This is a genomic window from Litorerythrobacter xanthomarinus (genome assembly GCF_046254955.1).
GTDB lineage: Bacteria > Pseudomonadota > Alphaproteobacteria > Sphingomonadales > Sphingomonadaceae > Qipengyuania_C.
The window spans coordinates 692,487-709,938 of sequence record NZ_JBJXRG010000001.1; the positions used below are offsets into that span (position 1 = coordinate 692,487).

The following is a 17,452-nucleotide window of genomic DNA, read 5'->3' on the forward strand; positions in this document are numbered from 1 at the left end:
CGACAAGGAGAGGGGCAGCGCGATTGCCAAAGTGGCAGCGCGCCTCACCATCAGTCGAACAGGCTCGAGACCGAGCTTTCGTCAGCAATCCGGCGCACCGCCTCGCCGATCAGCGGCGCGATAGTGAGGATGCGGATCCGTTCGGACTGGTCTGCTGCCTCGGTCGCATTGATCGAATCGGTGATCACCAGTTCCTTGAGCGCCGAGCCATCGACCCGCGATACGGCAGCGCCCGAAAGCACGCCGTGAGTGATATAGGCGGCGACCGATTTTGCCCCTTCGTCGAGCAAGGCCTGCGCCGCGTTGCACAGAGTGCCGCCCGAATCGATGATATCGTCGATCAGGATGCAGTGTCGGCCCGAAACATCCCCAATGATGTTCATCACTTCCGATTCGCCGGGACGGTCGCGGCGTTTGTCGACGATGGCCAGTGGTGCGTTATCTAGCCGCTTGGCGAGCGCACGGGCACGGACGACGCCGCCCACGTCCGGAGAAACCACCATCAAGTCCTGGTCGCCGTAGCGCGCCTGGATGTCCGCTGCCATGACAGGCGCGGCGAAGAGGTTGTCTGTCGGAATGTCGAAGAAGCCCTGGATCTGCCCGGCATGCAGGTCGACCGAGAGTACGCGGTCAGCGCCGGCCTTGGTGATCAGGTCGGCCACCAGCTTCGCGGAGATCGGCGTACGCGGGCCCGGTTTGCGATCCTGCCGTGCGTAGCCGAAGTAGGGGACGACCGCCGTAATCCGGCGCGCAGAGGCGCGCTTGAGCGCGTCGATGCAGATCAGGAGTTCCATCAGATTGTCGTTCGCCGGGAAGCTGGTCGACTGGACCAGGAAGACATCCTCTCCGCGTACGTTCTCGTGGATCTCGACGAATATTTCCTCATCGGCGAAGCGGCGAACGCTGGCATCGGTGAGAGGCATTTCGAGGTAGGCGGCAATCGCTCGTGCCAAGGGCAGGTTGGCGTTGCCGGACATGATCTTCATCGCTGGGTATCCCTCAAAAGCCCGCTGGAGAATCGCTTCGCCAAGGCTCTAGCCAGCACAGAGGCGATTGCAACATTGCCGAGCGGCCCGATCGTGGATAGGCTGCAACGCTATGGACCATGCCGCATGGATCATCTTCGGAATCGTTCTTATCGCGCTCGTCGCGCGGCTCCTGATCGGCCCGTCCGATCCATTGCCTGACGAACAGGATTCGCAGTCCGGCGACCTTGACCCGTCAGACTAGGATTATGCCCGATGCTATCCTGGATCTTGCGGCGCTCATTTGTTTGAAGTGCGCAGGGCCGCAGCGGCGCAGGCCGCCTGGGCACGGTCCGCGATCTGCTAGAACCTATGCTCGCCCTTGATCCAGCGCACGGTCCCGGAACTGGCGCGCATGACCACGCTATCGGTTGTCATGACACCGCTGCGCAGGCGCTTCACGCCATCGAGCAATGAGCCGGATGTGACCCCGGTAGCGGCGAAAATGCAGTCGCCCTTGGCAAGGTCTTCGAGCTTGTAGATCCGGTCGAAGTCCTCAATGCCCCATTTGCGGGCACGCGTTTTCTCGTCATCATTGCGGAACACCAGCCGGCCATTGAATTGACCCCCGACGCAGCGCAGCGCCGCTGCAGCGAGCACGCCTTCGGGTGCACCGCCCTGGCCCATGTACATGTCGATCGTGGTGTCTTCATCGGTCACCGCAATAACGCCGGCGACATCGCCGTCTCCGATCAGAACGACGCCGCAGCCGATCTCGCGCAGCTCGGCAATGAGATCGGCATGGCGCGGGCGATCGAGCACGCAGACGATAATCTCATTCGGCGCCACGCCTTTTGCTTCGGCCACGGCCTTGACGTTTTCAGTTGGGCTCTTGGCGAGGTCGATAATGTCCGCCGGATAGCCGGGCCCTACGGCCAGCTTGTCCATGTAGACATCGGGCGCATTGAGCAGACAGCCTTCTTCGGCAGCTGCCAACACGGCTAATGCATTAGGTCCTGCCTTGGCAGTAATTGTCGTGCCTTCGAGCGGATCGAGCGCGATGTCGATCTTGGGGCCGCGCCCCGGCGCACCGCCAACCTTTTCCCCTATGAAGAGCATGGGCGCCTCGTCACGCTCGCCCTCGCCGATCACAACCGTACCGTCCATGTAAAGCTCGTCAAACGCCCTGCGCATGGCTTCAACGGCGGCGGCGTCGGCGGCTTTCTCGTCACCGCGCCCGATCAGGTCGGAAGCGGCAATCGCGGCTGCTTCGGTCACACGGACCATTTCCAGCACGAGTACGCGATCAAGAACATGGGAGGCAGAAGTTTTGGCGGCGTTCATGGGTAATTCAGTCCCTGCTAGGCTTCGTGGCGAGCGCTTAGACTTGGAGGGTGAGATTGTCGAGACGAGGCCTGCGCCCTTTCATCTGTCTGATCGCCATACCCATGGCCGGCCTCTTCTCGGAAGCTTCATTTGCGCAGGACAATCGCTCCAGCGACACCGATGCCGCGATCGCCGCCGCAGAAGATGCCTACGGCCCGCCGCCGCCGATGGAAGATTGCTCGGATGAGCAGGAGGCAGCGATCCTCACGGGTGAAATCATCGTATGCCGGCGCAAAAGAGATCAGTCCCAATTTCGGGTGTCGAGCGAGGACGAAGCGGAAAGTCGCTATGCTCGCGAGACTATGAATGCCGGTGATCCCAGGGCCCCGGATGTCGCCGGACCGGGGATCTTCCGGGGGCCGGCAACGGTCTCGGGGCTATGCTTCATTCCCCCATGCCCACCGCCTCCGGCCTACATGATCGACTTTGATGAGCTGCCCGAAACGCCGCCCGGATCGGATGCGGAACGGGCCGGCCAAGGTCTCGCACCGCGCGGCAACGCGCCTTCCGATACCAACGAGGAGCTTGCGGATTAGTCGCGGATGATGGGCATGACGAGCGGCGGCGCGGTGAGGCTGTCGGACCCGTCAAGCAGTTCCAGCGCCTGCGAAACGCAGCGTTCCTGTCCGTCATGCGTGACGATGGCCACCAGCACTTCGCCGCCGTCTCTCGAACGCCCTTCCTGGATGAGGCTTTCGATCGAAACGTCGGCATCGCGCATCGCGGCAGTGATTTCCGCGAGCACGCCGGGCCGGTCCGCAACTGTGAAGCGTAGGTAGACCTTGCCGGTCCGGTGCCCGGGGTCGGCCGCCTCCATCGTCCGCAGTTCCGAAACGGGTACCGAGAACGGAGGACCTGCCTCGCCGCGGGCCACATCGATCAGGTCGGCCACTACGGCGCTTGCAGTGGGCTTGTCGCCCGCGCCTGCACCCTGGAACAGCAAGCGACCCGAATAATCGCCTTCCGCCACGACGGCATTGGTGGGCCCATCCACCGCAGCGAGAGGATGGTTCTTCGGAACCAGACAAGGGCGCACGCGCTGAAGGAGCCGCTTCTGCCCGTCGCCGTTGGTATCAAGATCGGCAATCCCGACCAGCCGCACGACATACCCAAGCCTGTCGGCTTGCGCGATATCTTCAGCCCGCACTTTCGTGATGCCGGTACAGCGAACGGAATCGAAATCGATCCGCGTGCCGAACGCTATCGCCGACAGGATTGCCAGCTTATGGGCCGCATCGATGCCCTCGATATCGAAGGTCGGGTCCGCCTCGGCATATCCCTTGGCCTGCGCCTCGGCGAGTGTGCCGGCGAAGTCCGCGCCGGTGTGCTCCATCGTCGTCAGGATATAATTGCAGGTGCCATTGAGAATCCCGTAGACTCTCTCGATGGCGTTCGCTGCAGTCCCTTCGCGTAGGCCCTTGACCACCGGAATACCGCCCGCAACCGCCGCTTCGAATTTGAGCGCGCAATTGGCCTCCGCCGCCGCTTCGGCCAGCGCGATTCCGTGATGTGCGATCATTGCCTTGTTCGCGGTCACGAAAGGTTTGCCTGCCGCTATCGCGGCCTGCGCCAGGACAAGTGCGGGTCCATCGGATCCACCGACCAGTTCAACTACGGCATCGACATCATCGCGCGCGGCCAGCGCAGTCATATCGTCTTCCCAGCCGAAGCCCGAAAGGTCGATGCCGCGATTGCGCGCGCGATCGCGCGAGCTGACTGCGGTCACAATGATCGGGCGCCCCGCCCGCGCCGCGATAAGCGCGGCGTTCGCGTCGAGCAGCCGGACGACACCTGCGCCGACGGTTCCCAAGCCGGCAATCCCGATTCGAAGCGGATCAGCCATGCTGGTTGGTTTCACTGTTCAGTTTCATGGCGCCCGCCTAGCGCGTGAAGCGGGGTCGTGGGAACCAAAATGTCTTGCCCCTCCCCTAGCAAGGATTGCTAGCCGCGATTGCGCGAGCACGCGCCCAATTGCGCGATTACGAATGCATAGTCGGCGACCGCCTGCTGCTGCGATACCGCATCAAACGCCAGGTTGGCTTCGGCCGGTAGGCTGCGCGGCAGGAAGCAGGCGAGCCGGTACCAGTCTACTGAACCGGGCAAGGCCGGCCGTGCGGACTGGTCGACAATCTCGGCCTGCGAATAGCCCCACACCGGATTCATGCCGGGCCGCCTGATGATCGACAATGCCACGGGCCGGTTGCCTTCAGTCTCAAGGAAAATCTGCGTTTCCGATTCGCCCGCCAGATTTCCCGCGACGGACAGCGCATCACGTACGCCGCGAATGGCTGGCAGGGAATTCCCGGAATACAGATCAGCAAGGATTGCGCGTAGCCGCGATTCAAGCCCTGGCTCCCAATCCAACTGTGCGCGCGCATCGGCGAGCTGCAATTCACTTGGCCGGTTCGGAACGGGCTGCGCGAAGACGATGAACTCGCCTTTCCGCAGCTTGGGAACGCGCCCGCGATCATCGCGCGGGACGTCGACAAGGTAGCGCAGCGATTCGCCGATCGGAGCGCTACCTGCAATCAGCGAGAGCGTTTCCGCCTCAACATAAAGACGCGCGAATCCCGGCCGTAGACCCGGGGCTCTCTCCGCCTCCACTTCGGCCTGACGCTTGACTTCGACCTTTACCACAAGCGCAGCCGCGTCGGTCAAATCGGCGAGGTCGGCATAGGTATAGGCAGCTGCTGCGGGCGCGCCTGCGGTCGGCGGTCGGCTCTGGGCGTGAGCAGCAACACCGAGCGAAGCGAAAAAAAACGCAGCCCCTATCGCTCTGAGATACTTCACGAATTCACGCATTCATTGCTCTCCCTGGTGCCGGAACACTGCCTGGCTGGAAACATATCGCCCAGTTTGCAGTTTAAGATTGAAGCGACTGAATTGCACGTTAACTGATAAAGCAATTGCCTGTCCCCGACTCGAAAGCTAAAGGGGCGAAGAAACCGGAGTAGATAACAATTGATAAGCTTCGGTAGGTCCGCGTGGGACCTTCGGGAACGCGGACCTCAATAAGGGGCATGCGTCCCGAACGGCCTCACAGGGTGGACAGCGAGCTTTGCGTAGCGCACGATAAGCGAATCGTGGGATACGCAATTTTTGTCGGGACTTGTCCCGGCCTGTGAAGATGGAGTGATGCGACTGAATGGCATATGCTGACGAAGGGATGAGCACGAATCGGATAATCGGGCTGGTAGTGGCCGCGATTATTCACGTTGCTCTCGGATATGCACTCGTCACCGGACTCGCTTATGAAGCGGTGAAGAAAGCGGTCGAACGCGTGACGACGGTAGATATTGAAGAACCGCCGCCACCGGAGGAAGAGCCGCCGCCGCCGCCTGAAGAGGTGCCGGATACGCCGCCGCCTCCCGTAGCGCCGCCGCCGCCGATCAACATCGCGCCGGCTCCGCCTCAGATTCAAACGCAGCCGACGATCCCACCGCCCGCACCTCCGGTGCTGGTCGTGCCACCGCCTGCACCGCCTGCACCACCGTCCCAAGCTCGTAGCGCATCTCCCCGTAATCAGGGTCGCTGGGCCGGACGTATCCAGGGCGACTATCCTTCTCGCGCATTGCGTGCGGAGGAACAGGGCGTGGTTCGGATGACGATCACTGTCGGCGCGGACGGCAGGGTTCAAAACTGTGCGGTCACCGGAAGCTCGGGCTCGAGTACGCTCGACGATGCAGCCTGCCGAGGCATGCAGCGTTACGCCCGCTATAACCCCGCACTCAATGCTGCCGGCAATCCGGTTTCCGACACATTGTCTCAATCAATCCGTTACGTCCTGCCCGACTAAGGCAGGCAACTAGAACAAAGTTTTACGAAGAGGACCATTCGCAATGATTATCGAACTTCTAGCAGCGGCAGGCGACGATGCGGCGCCAGTCAACTCTTTCGGTTTTATGGAGGCCATGGAACAGGGCGGCCTGATCGCCTGGTCGATCTTTGGCGTTCTCGTCATCATGTCTGTCGGCTCGTTCTACATCCTGATTACCAAATGGCTTGAGCAGCAGAAAATCCTCAACCAGTATAAAGCCGTTCGCACCAATTTTTGGAGAGCTAACTCGCTCAAGGACGGCGCGACCAAGCTCGAGAAGAACAGCGCATGGCGCCAGCTTGTCGATGACGCGGTGAAAGCCGAAGAAGAGCACGGCAAGATGACCGACCAGCTTGAAGCACATGACTGGATGCACGGTTCGCTGCAGCGTTCGGAAGCTTCGATCAATGCGAAGCTGGCAGGCGGTCTCCCGTTCCTGGCAACCACCGGTGCAACGGCTCCGTTTATCGGTCTGCTCGGTACGGTGATCGGGATCTACCGCGCGCTGATCAACATCGGCCTCGCCGGTTCGGCCTCGATCGACAAGGTCGCTGGTCCGGTGGGTGAAGCCCTGATCATGACCGCTATCGGTCTGCTCGTGGCTGTGCCTGCGGTTATGGCCTACAACTGGCTGCAGAGCCGCAACAAGCGCATCGCTGCGCTGCTGACCGGCTTCTCGACCGACCTTCTGGCCAACATCAGCTCGGCTGGCGCTGTCCGTCCGGCAACGATGACCAAGGCGTCGACGCAGCAGGCTGCCAAGGCTGCTGCCAGCAAGCCGGCTGCCGCTGCTGCTCCGGCACGCAAGCCCTGATTGAATGGACCGGTGGCCGTGTGCAGCTCGTCTGCCCGGCCACCCGTTCACTCGCCGATTGAAGCAATTTAGGGATAGGAATTAGCCATGGCGATTTCGATGGGAGGCGACGGCGGCGAAACGCCGATGTCAGACATCAACACCACGCCGCTCGTGGACGTGATGCTGGTGCTCCTGATCATCTTCCTCATCGCGGTCCCGGTCGCGATCCAGACGATCGAAGAACTGCGCATTCCGATTATGGAGTCGGTCGAATCGAAGGATAAGGTCGAGAACTTGCTGATCACGGTTTCCACGACCGATGCCGAAGGCCGTACTGCCGGTCTTGTTCGCAGCGGATTTACCGGAGCGACCCGCGACGGAAACTGTCGCATCTACCTCAACAACACGACACCGGTGGATTCTACCGAGTTGTACGACAGGGCGTTCGAGCGTCTAGATGCCATCGTGAAGCGCGTTGGCGGACCGGAATTCATGATGGAAAATCCGGAGCTCATCCCCGAAGTGCACATTCGCGGCGACGTGAATGCACCATGGCGCTGCGTTGCTGGTGCAATCTACAACGTCCAGGCCGCTGGTTATCCGACCGTTGGCTTTATTTCCAACCCGGTCGACCCGAACGGTTGATCGGCGGATAGAACTTAGGAGTATTTTCCCATGGCAATGTCAGGCGGTAAGGACGATGGTTCGCCGATGATGGAAATGAACACGACGCCGTTGATCGACGTCATGCTCGTGCTCCTCATCATGTTCATCATCACCATCCCGGTTGCGACCCATGCAGTGAGCATCGATTTGCCACAGCCTTCGGAAGCACCAGATGATATCCAGATCGATCCGATCAAGAACAAGCTGGTCCTAACCCGCAATAACGAGATCCTCTGGAATGCTGAAGCAATCAGCGGCGGTCAGCTGGTCACCTTGCTGCAGGAGACGACCAACATCAATCCTGAGCCCGAACTCCAGTTCGAGCCGGAGCCGGATGCCAGCTACGAGCTGTCGGTCGATGTGCTCAATATCATCAAGGCATCGGGCGTTACCAAATTCGGCTTCGTCGGAAACGAGAAATACCGTTCATTCGGCAAGGGCGAAGAATAGCCCGAACCAGTACCAAAATTGCGAATGAGAAAGGGGCGGAGCGATCCGCCCCTTTTTTGTGCCTGCGCCCGTTTCTGCCTAAGCGCAATCAATCACGCAGCACGCGTACAGCTGGCAATCGCCCATGTAATGGTGTAACATCGTTCGACAGGGTGGACCGTTAGCGTGGGAGAGAGCCATGCGCAGGACTGCTTCCTTGTATACCCAGCAAGTTTACCAACCGATGGGCGAGATGAATACCACTCCGCTGATCGATGTGCTGCTGGTGTTGATCATCATGATCATCATCACCATCCCGATTCTCACCCATTCGCTGAAAGTCCCACTGCCGACGGGTCCCGGCGGCAAGGCGATCGAAGCGGTGAATACCGTCTCGATCGACCGGCAAGACCGGCTCTACTGGAATGGCGAAGTGCTGGGGCGGCAAGAGCTCCTCAATCAGCTCGCCTCGAGCGCCAATCATCCCGATGATGTGCTGATCCACTTCGAGCCCGACCCTGATGCGAGCTACGATGCCTCTGCCAGGACGATCGCGCTGATCAAGGATTCGGGGATCGAGACCTTCGCCTTTGTCGGCAATCACAAATATCGCGAGTTCGAGAGCGGTGACTAGCTTGCGAATGCTCAGTCCGCTTCGGGTTCCGGATCGATCCGCATCGCTTCGCCCGCAAGCGTCTCCGCTTCAAGCAGCAACTCCTCGTCGACCGCCCCTTGCGGCATCGCTTCACGCCCGATCATTGTCATGATGGGAACGGCCAGCGGGCTGACGCGATCGAGCTGGACATGAACTAGCTGCTCGGCTGAACGTTCGAGCAAATCCGCCAGCCGCCCCACGTCCGTCAGGCGCGCGCGCGCATCGGCCCAGGCGGCTTCGAGCAGCACATGGTCGGGCTCGTATTTGCGCAGCACGTCGTAGATCAGGTCGGTCGAGAAGGTGACCTGTTTGCCGCTCTTGCGCTTGCCGGGATGCTGGCGTTCGACAAGGCCCGATATCACTGCAACCTCGCGGAAGGCGCGGCGCAGTAGATGCGATTCCTGGACCCAGTCGACAAACTCATGCGCGAGAATATCGGGCGACAGCAGCGGCGCAGGATCCTCGACCTTGCGCAGCCCCCACACCGCCAGCGAATAGTCATTGGCGACAAAGCCCGCCGGCATCAGCCCGCGATCTTCCATCCGCCGCATGATCAGCATGCCGAGGCTCTGGTTCGCGTTCCAGCCCTCAAAGGTATAGTAGACGCTGTAATGCATGCGGGCATGCGGGAAATTCTCGACTAGCAGCGATCCTGGCCCCGGCATCTGGCTGCGCCAGTCCTGCACCTCGAGCCATTCGCGCACGTCATCGGGAAAACGAGCCCAGCCAGCCCGATCGACCAGCATGTTACGCACCCTCTCCGCGAGGTGCGCGGTAATCGGCAAGCGCTGCCCGCCGTAGCTCGGTATCGTGGCAGATTTCTTGGCCGCACGGACGACCACGTCCATGTCCTGCAACTTCTCCACCTCAAGGCTCATGCCCGCAAAGAAGAAGGTATCGCCCGGGGAGAGGCTCGCCGCGAAACGCTCCTCCACCTTGCCGAGATTGCGCCCGTTCCTGAAACGCACCGCGAGCATTTCGGAATCGACGATAATTCCAGCGTTCATGCGGTGGCGCGCAGCGTGCTCCGGATGCGTCAGCCGCCACACACCCGACTTGTCCCGGACAATGCGCTTGAACTTGTCGTAGGCCTTGAGCGCATATCCGCCGTTCTCGACAAAACCGAGCACGCGCTGCCACGTCTCTTCGTCAACCCATGCATAACTGAGCGAGGACCGCACTTCCTTGAGCAGCGCCGCTTCATCAAACGGCGCGGCGCAGGCACAGGCCATGACATGCTGCGCCAGCACATCGAGCCCGCCGGGGCGGAAATCCTCGCCATCGCGCTGGCCTTCGTCGACCGCATCCTTCGCCGCGGTCGCTTCGAGGAATTCAAACCGGTTGCCCGGCACGAGGATCGCGCGGCTGGGCTGGTCGAGCCGGTGATTGGCCCGCCCCACGCGCTGCAGGAGCCGCGATGAACCTTTCGGTGCGCCCATCTGGACAACGCAATCGATGTCACCCCAGTCGACACCGAGATCGAGGCTGGCGGTGCAGACCAGCGCGCGCAGTTCGCCCCGCGCCATAGCCCCTTCGACCTTGCGCCGAGCCTCCTTGGCAAGGCTGCCGTGGTGGATCCCAATCGGCAGATTGTCTTCGTTGATGTCCCACAGCAGCTGGAAGATGAATTCGGCCAGGAACCGCGTGTTGGTGAAGACCAGTGTGGTCTGGTTCTTCCGGATCTCTTCGTAAAGCTGCGGGATAGCCCAGCGCCCGGCATGTCCGCCCCAGGGCACGCGCTCTTCTTCGGGAAGCAGGATTTCAACCTGCGGTTCGGCCCCCTCTTCGCCCTGGACCAGCTCGACAGCGTCAATATCGCCCCATGGGGCGAGCCATTCGCGAAAGCCTTCCGGATCAGCCACCGTTGCCGACAAGGCCGCGCGCTGCATATCTGGCGCGATCGCCTGCAAACGCGAGAGCGCCAGAGCCAGCAAATCGCCACGCTTTCCAGTGGCGAATGCATGCACCTCGTCGATCACCACACGCTTGAGGCCTCGGAACAGTGCGAAGCTTTCCGGATACGAGAGCAGCAGCGACAAACTCTCAGGCGTTGTCAGCAGGACGTGCGGCGGCTTGCTGCGCTGGCGCTTCTTGCGATCCGATGGCGTATCGCCGCTGCGGGTCTCGATCCGGATCGGCAGCCCTATTTCCTCGACCGGGGTCAGCAGGTTGCGCTGAACGTCATGCGCCAAGGCCTTGAGCGGTGAGACATAGAGCGTGTGCAGCCCGTCACGCGGCTCGCTACCGCCAAGCCGCGAGGGCGCGAAATCCGCCAATGTGGGCAGGAAACCGGCGAGCGTCTTGCCAGCGCCGGTATCGGCGACCAGCAAGGCATGCCGTCCTGCCTCGGACGCTTCCAGCATGTCATGCTGGTGCTTGCGAATCCGCCAGCCCCGCGCACCAAACCAGTCCGATATCTCTGGAGGAACTTCACTCGCCATGGGAGGACAAGTCATAGCAGCAGGCAGCTCGCAGCGCGCAAGCTTTCGTTAGTCAGCCTTGCAGCACCGCCATCACGATGTAGCCGGCATATAGCGCCATCAGGATGAAGCCCGTCTGGCGGCCCACACGCCCGCGCCATGATGGCCAGGCGAGCAGGAAGACGGCGGTCGCCACAACCAGCAGAAGATCGGGCACCAGCAGCTCGTAGGGGATTGCCTGGGGTGCGACCATCATCGTCGCCCCGCCGATTCCCAGCGCGTTGTAGAGGTTCGAGCCGATGACATTGCCGAACGCGATGCCCGATTCGCCCTTGCGCGCGGCAATCACGGTCGTGACCAGCTCGGGCAGCGAGGTCCCTATCGCGACGATAGTCAGGCCGATCAGCGTTTCGCTCATGCCAAGGATGCGGGCGAGATCAATTGCGCCGGTTACCAGCGCCTGCCCGCCAAGGATCAGCAATCCAAGACCTGCCAGCGTGAGCAGGATCGGCACCAGCCACCCGTCCAGTTTGCCATGCAGATTGGCATCAGTCATCTCGAGCGCGGTAGCCCGGTCGTGCACGACGTTCTCCGCGGCTGCGATATCCTTGCCCGCTTTTTCCGACCGGTAGCACCAGGCGATATAGCCAAAGAGGCCGAGCACCAGCGCCACGCCGATGCCCCAGTGCCCCAGCCCAAGAGCCGCCAGGGCGAGCAATATCACGCTCGCTGCAACTGCCACCGCCGGATCACGCAATGTGTGCGTACGGGTCCAGTACATCGGCGAGATCGCGGCTGCCGCCCCCAATATCAACAGGCTGTTGGCCAGATTCGAGCCAACGATATTACCCCAGGCAATCGCCGGCGATCCCATCATGGATGCTTCGATACTGGTGACGAGTTCGGGCATGGATGTGCCGAAGCCGACCACCACCAGTCCGACCAGAAGCGGAGTTACGCCTGCTTTCTCGGCAAGCCGCACAGCTCCCCTTACCAAGACATCGCCGCCAACCATCAGCGCAACAAGGCCGCCGAGGACAAGGAGGGTGGCTGTCATCATGGCAGGTGCGAGTTCATGTTACGCAAATGGCGCCTGAGGCGGAGCCTAATTTTCTTCGACCAGTAATGTCTGGCCATCTTCGGCTGAACCCTCAAGCTCCTCCGCGGCATCGGCCATCCGGGCTTCAAGTTCTTCCCTGGTGACGCCCAACAACTCCGCAAGCCGCATCTGCTCTGCTGAAGTCAGGTCACCGTGCCCCCTGGGCGAAGGCAACTTTTTCTCTTCCTCTTGGAGTTTGGCCATCAATGCGGGCATCTCTTCCATTATCGCCGGCATGGACTGCATCATTCCCGACATGACCTGCGGATCGGCCATCAACATCATCGATTCCGCTGCATATTTGTTTCCCGAAGGGGTTGCGAAGAAAGCGTTGATATCGGCCAGCTCGGCCTCGCTGAACTTGACGGCGTAGGCCCGGGACATACCCTCGCGCATCGCTGGTTCAAGCTTGGTGAACATGCCGATCATGCCGTCGATCATGCCGGTAGTTACTAGGCTCATCCGCTGCTCGGCCACCGGATCGAGGATGCCGGAAATCTCATCCAGTTGCGGCTCGTCCAATTCGGGTAACTCCCAACTATACAGGCCGACCTGTTTTTTGATCTGGCCCTCGACAATCTTGTCGCCCATGGCATCGAACATTGGCTCCATGATCTGGTCCATCATGTTGCTCATCATCTCGCCGTAGAAGCCTTCGGGCATCATTATACCGACCGCCGCGCTCGCTGCGGGAAGCCGCGTTTCCTGTTCAGGTGTCAGCGGTTCGGCGACAAACATCCGGGTCAGCGCCTCCATCACCTCGGCGGATGGATCGATATCGGCGACCTCATCCTGGGCACGTGCCGGGGCAGTCATTGCGAGCACGGCAAAGGGCACGAGCCAGCGTGAGGCTTTTCGAAGGGATTTCATGGGATTGCTCCGGCTAAATTCAACGATTGCAGGCCTTGTGAGCCAACTGGAGCGCATGATCAATAGCCGCCGCTGGTCGCCTTGATACGGTCGATTGCAGGCTGGCGGATCGAGAGCTTGTTGAATCCATAAGCCCCGCCCGGAAGCTGCGCGAGAAGCTTCGCCATCTGGCGCGCGGTATCCAACACTGCATCGGGAGCAACCACCTTGTCGAGCGCGCCCAACGCCAGCGCATCTTCGGGCCCGAACATGCGCGACTGGATCACCAGCTCGGTGAGCTTGCGCGGATCGAAGCGCTCCTTGGTGATGACGCTGGCGAAGACCGGCAGGTTCATTCCATTCATGGTCTCGTTGGCGCCGAACTTGAAATCGCCGCTCGCGCCAATGCGCGTGTCACAGCTCAGCAGCAGGAAAAGCCCCATGGCGATCGCATGGCCGGTACATGCAGCGACCACCGGGCGCTCGCTGCCGTAGACACGGGTTACGATCTCACCGCCGCCATCGAGCAAGCGCTTGATCTCTTCAGCATTGGCTGTCGGCATCCATTTGAGATCGAATCCGCCGCTGAAGATACCGTCACGGCCCGCGATCACGATCGCCTTGGCGGATTTCTCCGCTTCGGTGAAGGTCTCCAGGAACTGGTCGATCCACGGCAGGTTTATGGCGTTGGCGCGCCCGTCATCCAGCGTGATCTGCGCGACATCATCGGTTATCTCGAGCGATATGGTCATGTTCTGCTCCACCAATAGCGACGGAAATTAGTGGCCCACGGTTTCCCCGCGCTCAAGACCGGAAAGTGCTAGCTGTTCGTCGATTTGCGCCAGGAGGCGCTCCAGCCCTGCCTGGCTGTCGCTTTCAGCCCGCGCGACCAGTACGTCCTGCGTGTTGGAGGCCCGTAGCAACCACCAGCCGTCTGCAGTCGTCACGCGCACGCCGTCGGTGCCGTTAACGTCCTGGATCTCGGGCGCGGGGCTGTCGGCCAGACGCGCCTCAACTTCCTGAATTGCCGCAAATTTCCGGCTCTCGTCGACCTGGAAACGCATTTCCGGCGTATTGATCATATCGGGCATGGCCGAGCGCAGATCTGTGACCGATTTACCCAATCGCGCCGAAGCCGCCAGCAGGCGGACGCCGGCGTAGAGCGCGTCGTCAAAGCCGTAATAGGTATCGGCGAAAAAAACATGGCCGCTCATTTCACCCGCCAACGGCGAGGAAACTTCCTTCATTTTGGACTTAATCAGCGAGTGCCCTGTCTTCCACATCAATGGCTCGCCGCCATGCGCTGCAACGTGATCGAACAACGCCCGGCTGGCCTTCACATCGGCGATAATCGTCGCCGGACCCGCGCTATCTGTACGCGCGTTGAGCAGGTCTTCGGCGTAGATCATCAGCAGCTGGTCGCCCCAGATCACCCTGCCTTCGCCATCGATCGCGCCAATCCGATCGCCGTCGCCATCAAATGCCACTCCGAAATCGAGCTTCTTCTTCGCGACGAGCGCCTTCAGGTCCGCCAGATTCTCCTCAACCGTAGGATCAGGATGGTGGTTTGGAAAATGGCCGTCGACATCGGTGAAAAGAAGATGGTGCTCCCCCGGGAGCCGTTCAGCCAGCGCCTCGAGCGCGGGTCCGGCGGCTCCATTGCCGGCGTCCCAGCCGACCTTGATGCCGGCGAGAATGCTGTGATCGATCCCGTCCAGGCCGAGCAGCAGGCGGTCGACATACTCCTTGAGGATATCGCGCGTCTCTACCTCCCCGAGACCATCGAGCCATTCGCCGGCAGCGGAGAGCCTTCCGAGTTCCTGGATGTCGGCGCCGAAGAAGGGGCGCCCGCGAAATACCATTTTGAAGCCATTGTAATCGGGGGGATTGTGGCTGCCTGTTATCTGAATGCCGCCGTGCACCTCTTCGGCTGACGCTTCGGCATAATAGAGCATCGGGGTGGCCGAGAGGCCTATGCTCAGGACGTCGCATCCAGCCGAGGTCAGCCCTTCGATCAACGCGCGCTCCAGGATGGGAGAGCTGGTGCGCCCGTCATAGCCGACGGCAACCTTCGATCCGCCTTCGCGGCGCAGCATGGTCCCGAATGTGCGTCCGATCGCGCGCGCATCATCCGGACCGAGAGTTTCCCCTATCACCCCGCGGATGTCATATTCGCGCAGGATCGTGGGATCGAACGTGTGGCTCATTTGATCTGACCCTCGCCCTGATGCGGCAGATCGTTGAGCAGCAAGTCGCGTGCATCGTTGGCTTCGTGGACCTGCTCGTTGGTACCGCCCTTGTCAGGGTGGATCATGGTAATGAGCCGGCGGTGCGCTTCGATGATCTCCGCATGCGTGGCGCGTTCCGGCACGCCCAACAGCTTGCGCGCCTTGAACAGCGCCTGCCCCTTCGTGTCGGGCCCACGCAGGTAATCCCAAGGCCATTTGCCCAGCACCATCTTGCAGCCGACACTGATAATCGCGGCGATAACGAGCAGGCGGATCATGGCTCAGGCAAGCTCCAGTTCGGGCTCGCGCTTCCCGGGTTGCGGAAGATTGAGCGACTTGATGAGATTGCGCAGTTCCTGCCGCGCGACGAGATGGCTGGTGCCGAGCTCGCCCAGTTGCCCCTTGTCGAGCAAGGTCAGGCCCGAAGGAAACAGCTCGCGGTAGATCACACGTTCCGAAAGACCATGCGCAACGCGGAAACCGACGCGCTTGGACAGTTCGGTGAGCGCCTGCTCGATACGCGCCATGTTGCGCGCTTCGACATGGCCCGTCCGGTTGCGCACCACGACCCAATCCATCTCGCGGCGATGCTGCTCGATGGTGGCGCGGCTGCGTTTGAGGCGCGCCTCCCAGATCAGTTCGGCATAGAAGCTCAGCCGCTTGACCTTGAAACTCTCGCCCTCGACCTGCCCGATCAGGTCGAAATCGACAAAGCTGTCGTTCATCGGCGTGACCAGCGTATCGGCCTCGGTCGCGGCATGGCGAGCGAGCTCGTCATCGCGGCCCGGCGTATCGAACACCACGAAGTCCATGCCCTCGCCGATCCGCGCGACCAGCGCTTCGAGATCATCGGTGGTGCCGTTCTCAAGCACCTCGCACGTTACTCCCGGGAGGGAGATGCGGCGCTTCGCCTCGGTATCGCTGCGGTTCTCGATATAGCGGTGCATGGTGCGCTGGCGCGGATCGAGATCCACGGCCGCCACCCGCGCGCCCTGGTAGGCCAGCGCGATGGCAACATGCACGGCGGTCGTCGATTTACCAGTGCCGCCCTTCTCATTGGCGAAAACAATACGATGCGGAGCGGGCGATGACACGGGTTAAGCGGCTTTCCAGTCGGCCATGTGGCGGTTATCGAGTGGCTGATCCATATCTGAGGCGGAGGCCCATGAAAACCGTAACCACCCTCAATGGCTTACGCCAAGCTGTGGACGAATTGCGCTCGGACGGCGAGACGCTCGCGCTGGTACCGACAATGGGCGCGCTCCACGAAGGACACCTGACGCTGGTGCGCGAAGCGAGCAAGCATGCCGATCACGTGGCCGCATCAATCTTCGTCAATCCGCGCCAGTTCGGAGAGAACGAGGACCTCGATGCCTATCCGCGCCAGCTCGCGCGTGACGAGGAGCTGCTGGCGGCAGAAGGAGTGGCGTTGGTTTGGGCACCCACGCCCGAAGCAATGTATCCCGATGGCTATGCGACAAACATCTCGGTTGCAGGCGTCAGCGACGGTTTGTGCGGCGATGACCGCCCCGGACATTTCGACGGCGTATCGACAGTGGTCTGCAAGCTCTTCAACCAGGTGCGGCCCAACATGGCGTTTTTCGGCGAGAAGGACTGGCAGCAGCTGGCCGTCATTCGCCGAATGTCGCGCGATCTCGACCTTACAATGCCCTCTGTCGATGCCATCCATGGCGTGCCCACTGTGCGCGAAGCAGATGGCCTGGCGATGAGCAGCCGCAACGCTTACCTCTCGCAAGAACAGCGGGCCGCCGCAGCCAATATCCCTGTCGCCATGGCTGAAGCCCGCGAGGCAATACGTAAGGGCAGCGAGGTCGCGCCAACTTTGGCAGCGCTTCAGGCGCACCTCCTGCAAGCCGGTTTCGAGAAGATCGACTATGCCGAATTGCGCGATGCCGATTCGATCGGTCTGCTGGATGCCAACAATGGCAATGCGCGTCTGTTCGTCGCAGCGCGGATCGGAGCCACGCGGCTGATCGATAACATTGCGGTGTGATTGTTCGCGCTCGCGGGATTTGGAGCGGGTAAGGGGAATCGAACCCCTCTAGCCAGCTTGGAAGGCTGGAGCATTACCACTATGCTATACCCGCCCGCTCAGGCGGAGCGCTTTCTCCTATCGGCGCG

19 protein-coding genes and 1 tRNA gene are annotated in these 17,452 nt (G+C 61.4%); 8 read left to right on the top strand and 12 right to left on the bottom strand.

Going from position 1 to position 17,452, the window contains the following annotated elements; all coding sequences use genetic code 11:
- Positions 1-50: 50 nt before the first annotated feature.
- Complete coding sequence (locus tag ACEWMW_RS03590) at positions 51-986, bottom strand: ribose-phosphate pyrophosphokinase (RefSeq protein ID WP_409412520.1); 936 nt, start codon at positions 984-986, stop codon at positions 51-53.
- Between the two features lie 112 nt (positions 987-1,098).
- On the opposite strand from ACEWMW_RS03590, the gene ACEWMW_RS03595 reads away from it, so the two are divergent.
- Entirely contained in the window at positions 1,099-1,230 is a 132-nt protein-coding gene (locus ACEWMW_RS03595; RefSeq protein WP_409412521.1) for a hypothetical protein, read from the top strand.
- Between the two features lie 98 nt (positions 1,231-1,328).
- On the opposite strand, the gene glpX is transcribed toward ACEWMW_RS03595, so the two are convergent.
- Positions 1,329-2,309: a class II fructose-bisphosphatase gene (gene glpX / locus ACEWMW_RS03600; RefSeq protein WP_409412522.1), complete on the bottom strand. Its 981-nt coding sequence runs from the start codon at positions 2,307-2,309 to the stop codon at positions 1,329-1,331.
- Positions 2,310-2,413: 104 nt separating this feature from the next.
- Between glpX and ACEWMW_RS03605 the strand changes: the two genes are divergently transcribed.
- On the top strand, positions 2,414-2,887 hold the full coding sequence (locus ACEWMW_RS03605) for a hypothetical protein (RefSeq protein ID WP_409412523.1): 474 nt from the start codon (positions 2,414-2,416) through the stop codon (positions 2,885-2,887).
- Here ACEWMW_RS03605 and ACEWMW_RS03610 read toward each other — a convergent pair.
- Complete coding sequence (locus ACEWMW_RS03610; protein WP_409412524.1) at positions 2,884-4,194, bottom strand: homoserine dehydrogenase; 1,311 nt, start codon at positions 4,192-4,194, stop codon at positions 2,884-2,886. The two genes, ACEWMW_RS03605 and ACEWMW_RS03610, sit on opposite strands and share 4 nt — an antisense overlap.
- Before the next feature lie 98 nt (positions 4,195-4,292).
- The gene (locus ACEWMW_RS03615; protein WP_409412525.1) at positions 4,293-5,153 is read right to left on the bottom strand and encodes a hypothetical protein; all 861 of its coding nucleotides are present in this window, start codon (positions 5,151-5,153) and stop codon (positions 4,293-4,295) included.
- A gap of 343 nt (positions 5,154-5,496) precedes the next feature.
- Between ACEWMW_RS03615 and ACEWMW_RS03620 the strand changes: the two genes are divergently transcribed.
- From ACEWMW_RS03620 to ACEWMW_RS03640, 5 genes are all read left to right on the top strand, one after another.
- Positions 5,497-6,147, top strand: a complete 651-nt coding sequence (locus ACEWMW_RS03620; RefSeq protein WP_409412526.1) for an energy transducer TonB — start codon at positions 5,497-5,499, stop codon at positions 6,145-6,147.
- 43 nt (positions 6,148-6,190) lie between these two features.
- Positions 6,191-6,982 (top strand): MotA/TolQ/ExbB proton channel family protein, encoded by a 792-nt coding sequence (locus tag ACEWMW_RS03625; protein WP_409412527.1) that lies wholly within the window; start codon positions 6,191-6,193, stop codon positions 6,980-6,982.
- A gap of 87 nt (positions 6,983-7,069) precedes the next feature.
- Positions 7,070-7,609 carry an ExbD/TolR family protein gene (locus tag ACEWMW_RS03630; protein ID WP_409412528.1) on the top strand — a complete coding sequence of 180 codons (540 nt, stop codon included), beginning with the start codon at positions 7,070-7,072 and terminating at the stop codon, positions 7,607-7,609.
- A 30-nt stretch (positions 7,610-7,639) separates the two neighbouring features.
- Positions 7,640-8,080 carry an ExbD/TolR family protein gene (locus tag ACEWMW_RS03635; protein ID WP_409412529.1) on the top strand — a complete coding sequence of 147 codons (441 nt, stop codon included), beginning with the start codon at positions 7,640-7,642 and terminating at the stop codon, positions 8,078-8,080.
- Positions 8,081-8,312: 232 nt separating this feature from the next.
- The gene (locus ACEWMW_RS03640) at positions 8,313-8,693 is read left to right on the top strand and encodes an ExbD/TolR family protein (RefSeq protein WP_409412530.1); all 381 of its coding nucleotides are present in this window, start codon (positions 8,313-8,315) and stop codon (positions 8,691-8,693) included.
- Between the two features lie 11 nt (positions 8,694-8,704).
- Here ACEWMW_RS03640 and ACEWMW_RS03645 read toward each other — a convergent pair whose 3' ends face one another.
- From ACEWMW_RS03645 to ACEWMW_RS03675, 7 genes are read right to left on the bottom strand one after another with little or no spacing between them, the layout of a single operon-like run.
- Positions 8,705-11,170, bottom strand: a complete 2,466-nt coding sequence (locus ACEWMW_RS03645; protein WP_409412531.1) for a ligase-associated DNA damage response DEXH box helicase — start codon at positions 11,168-11,170, stop codon at positions 8,705-8,707.
- Between the two features lie 37 nt (positions 11,171-11,207).
- Complete coding sequence (locus ACEWMW_RS03650; RefSeq protein ID WP_409412532.1) at positions 11,208-12,194, bottom strand: calcium/sodium antiporter; 987 nt, start codon at positions 12,192-12,194, stop codon at positions 11,208-11,210.
- A gap of 45 nt (positions 12,195-12,239) precedes the next feature.
- On the bottom strand, positions 12,240-13,103 hold the full coding sequence (locus ACEWMW_RS03655; protein WP_409412533.1) for a DUF2059 domain-containing protein: 864 nt from the start codon (positions 13,101-13,103) through the stop codon (positions 12,240-12,242).
- Between the two features lie 59 nt (positions 13,104-13,162).
- Entirely contained in the window at positions 13,163-13,834 is a 672-nt protein-coding gene (locus ACEWMW_RS03660) for a crotonase/enoyl-CoA hydratase family protein (protein WP_409412534.1), read from the bottom strand.
- Positions 13,835-13,861: 27 nt separating this feature from the next.
- Positions 13,862-15,289 (bottom strand): phosphoglucomutase/phosphomannomutase PgmG, encoded by a 1,428-nt coding sequence (gene pgmG / locus ACEWMW_RS03665; protein WP_409412535.1) that lies wholly within the window; start codon positions 15,287-15,289, stop codon positions 13,862-13,864.
- Entirely contained in the window at positions 15,286-15,588 is a 303-nt protein-coding gene (locus ACEWMW_RS03670; protein ID WP_409412536.1) for a J domain-containing protein, read from the bottom strand. The genes pgmG and ACEWMW_RS03670 overlap by 4 nt, the downstream gene beginning before the upstream one ends.
- A 3-nt stretch (positions 15,589-15,591) precedes the next feature.
- The gene (locus tag ACEWMW_RS03675) at positions 15,592-16,404 is read right to left on the bottom strand and encodes a division plane positioning ATPase MipZ (protein WP_409412537.1); all 813 of its coding nucleotides are present in this window, start codon (positions 16,402-16,404) and stop codon (positions 15,592-15,594) included.
- A 71-nt stretch (positions 16,405-16,475) separates the two neighbouring features.
- Here ACEWMW_RS03675 and panC point away from each other — a divergent pair, with 71 nt between their 5' ends.
- On the top strand, positions 16,476-17,324 hold the full coding sequence (gene panC / locus ACEWMW_RS03680) for a pantoate--beta-alanine ligase (RefSeq protein WP_409412538.1): 849 nt from the start codon (positions 16,476-16,478) through the stop codon (positions 17,322-17,324).
- 20 nt (positions 17,325-17,344) lie between these two features.
- Here the strand turns inward: panC and ACEWMW_RS03685 are convergent.
- Positions 17,345-17,418, bottom strand: a tRNA-Gly gene (locus ACEWMW_RS03685).
- Between the last annotated feature and the right edge of the window lie 34 nt (positions 17,419-17,452).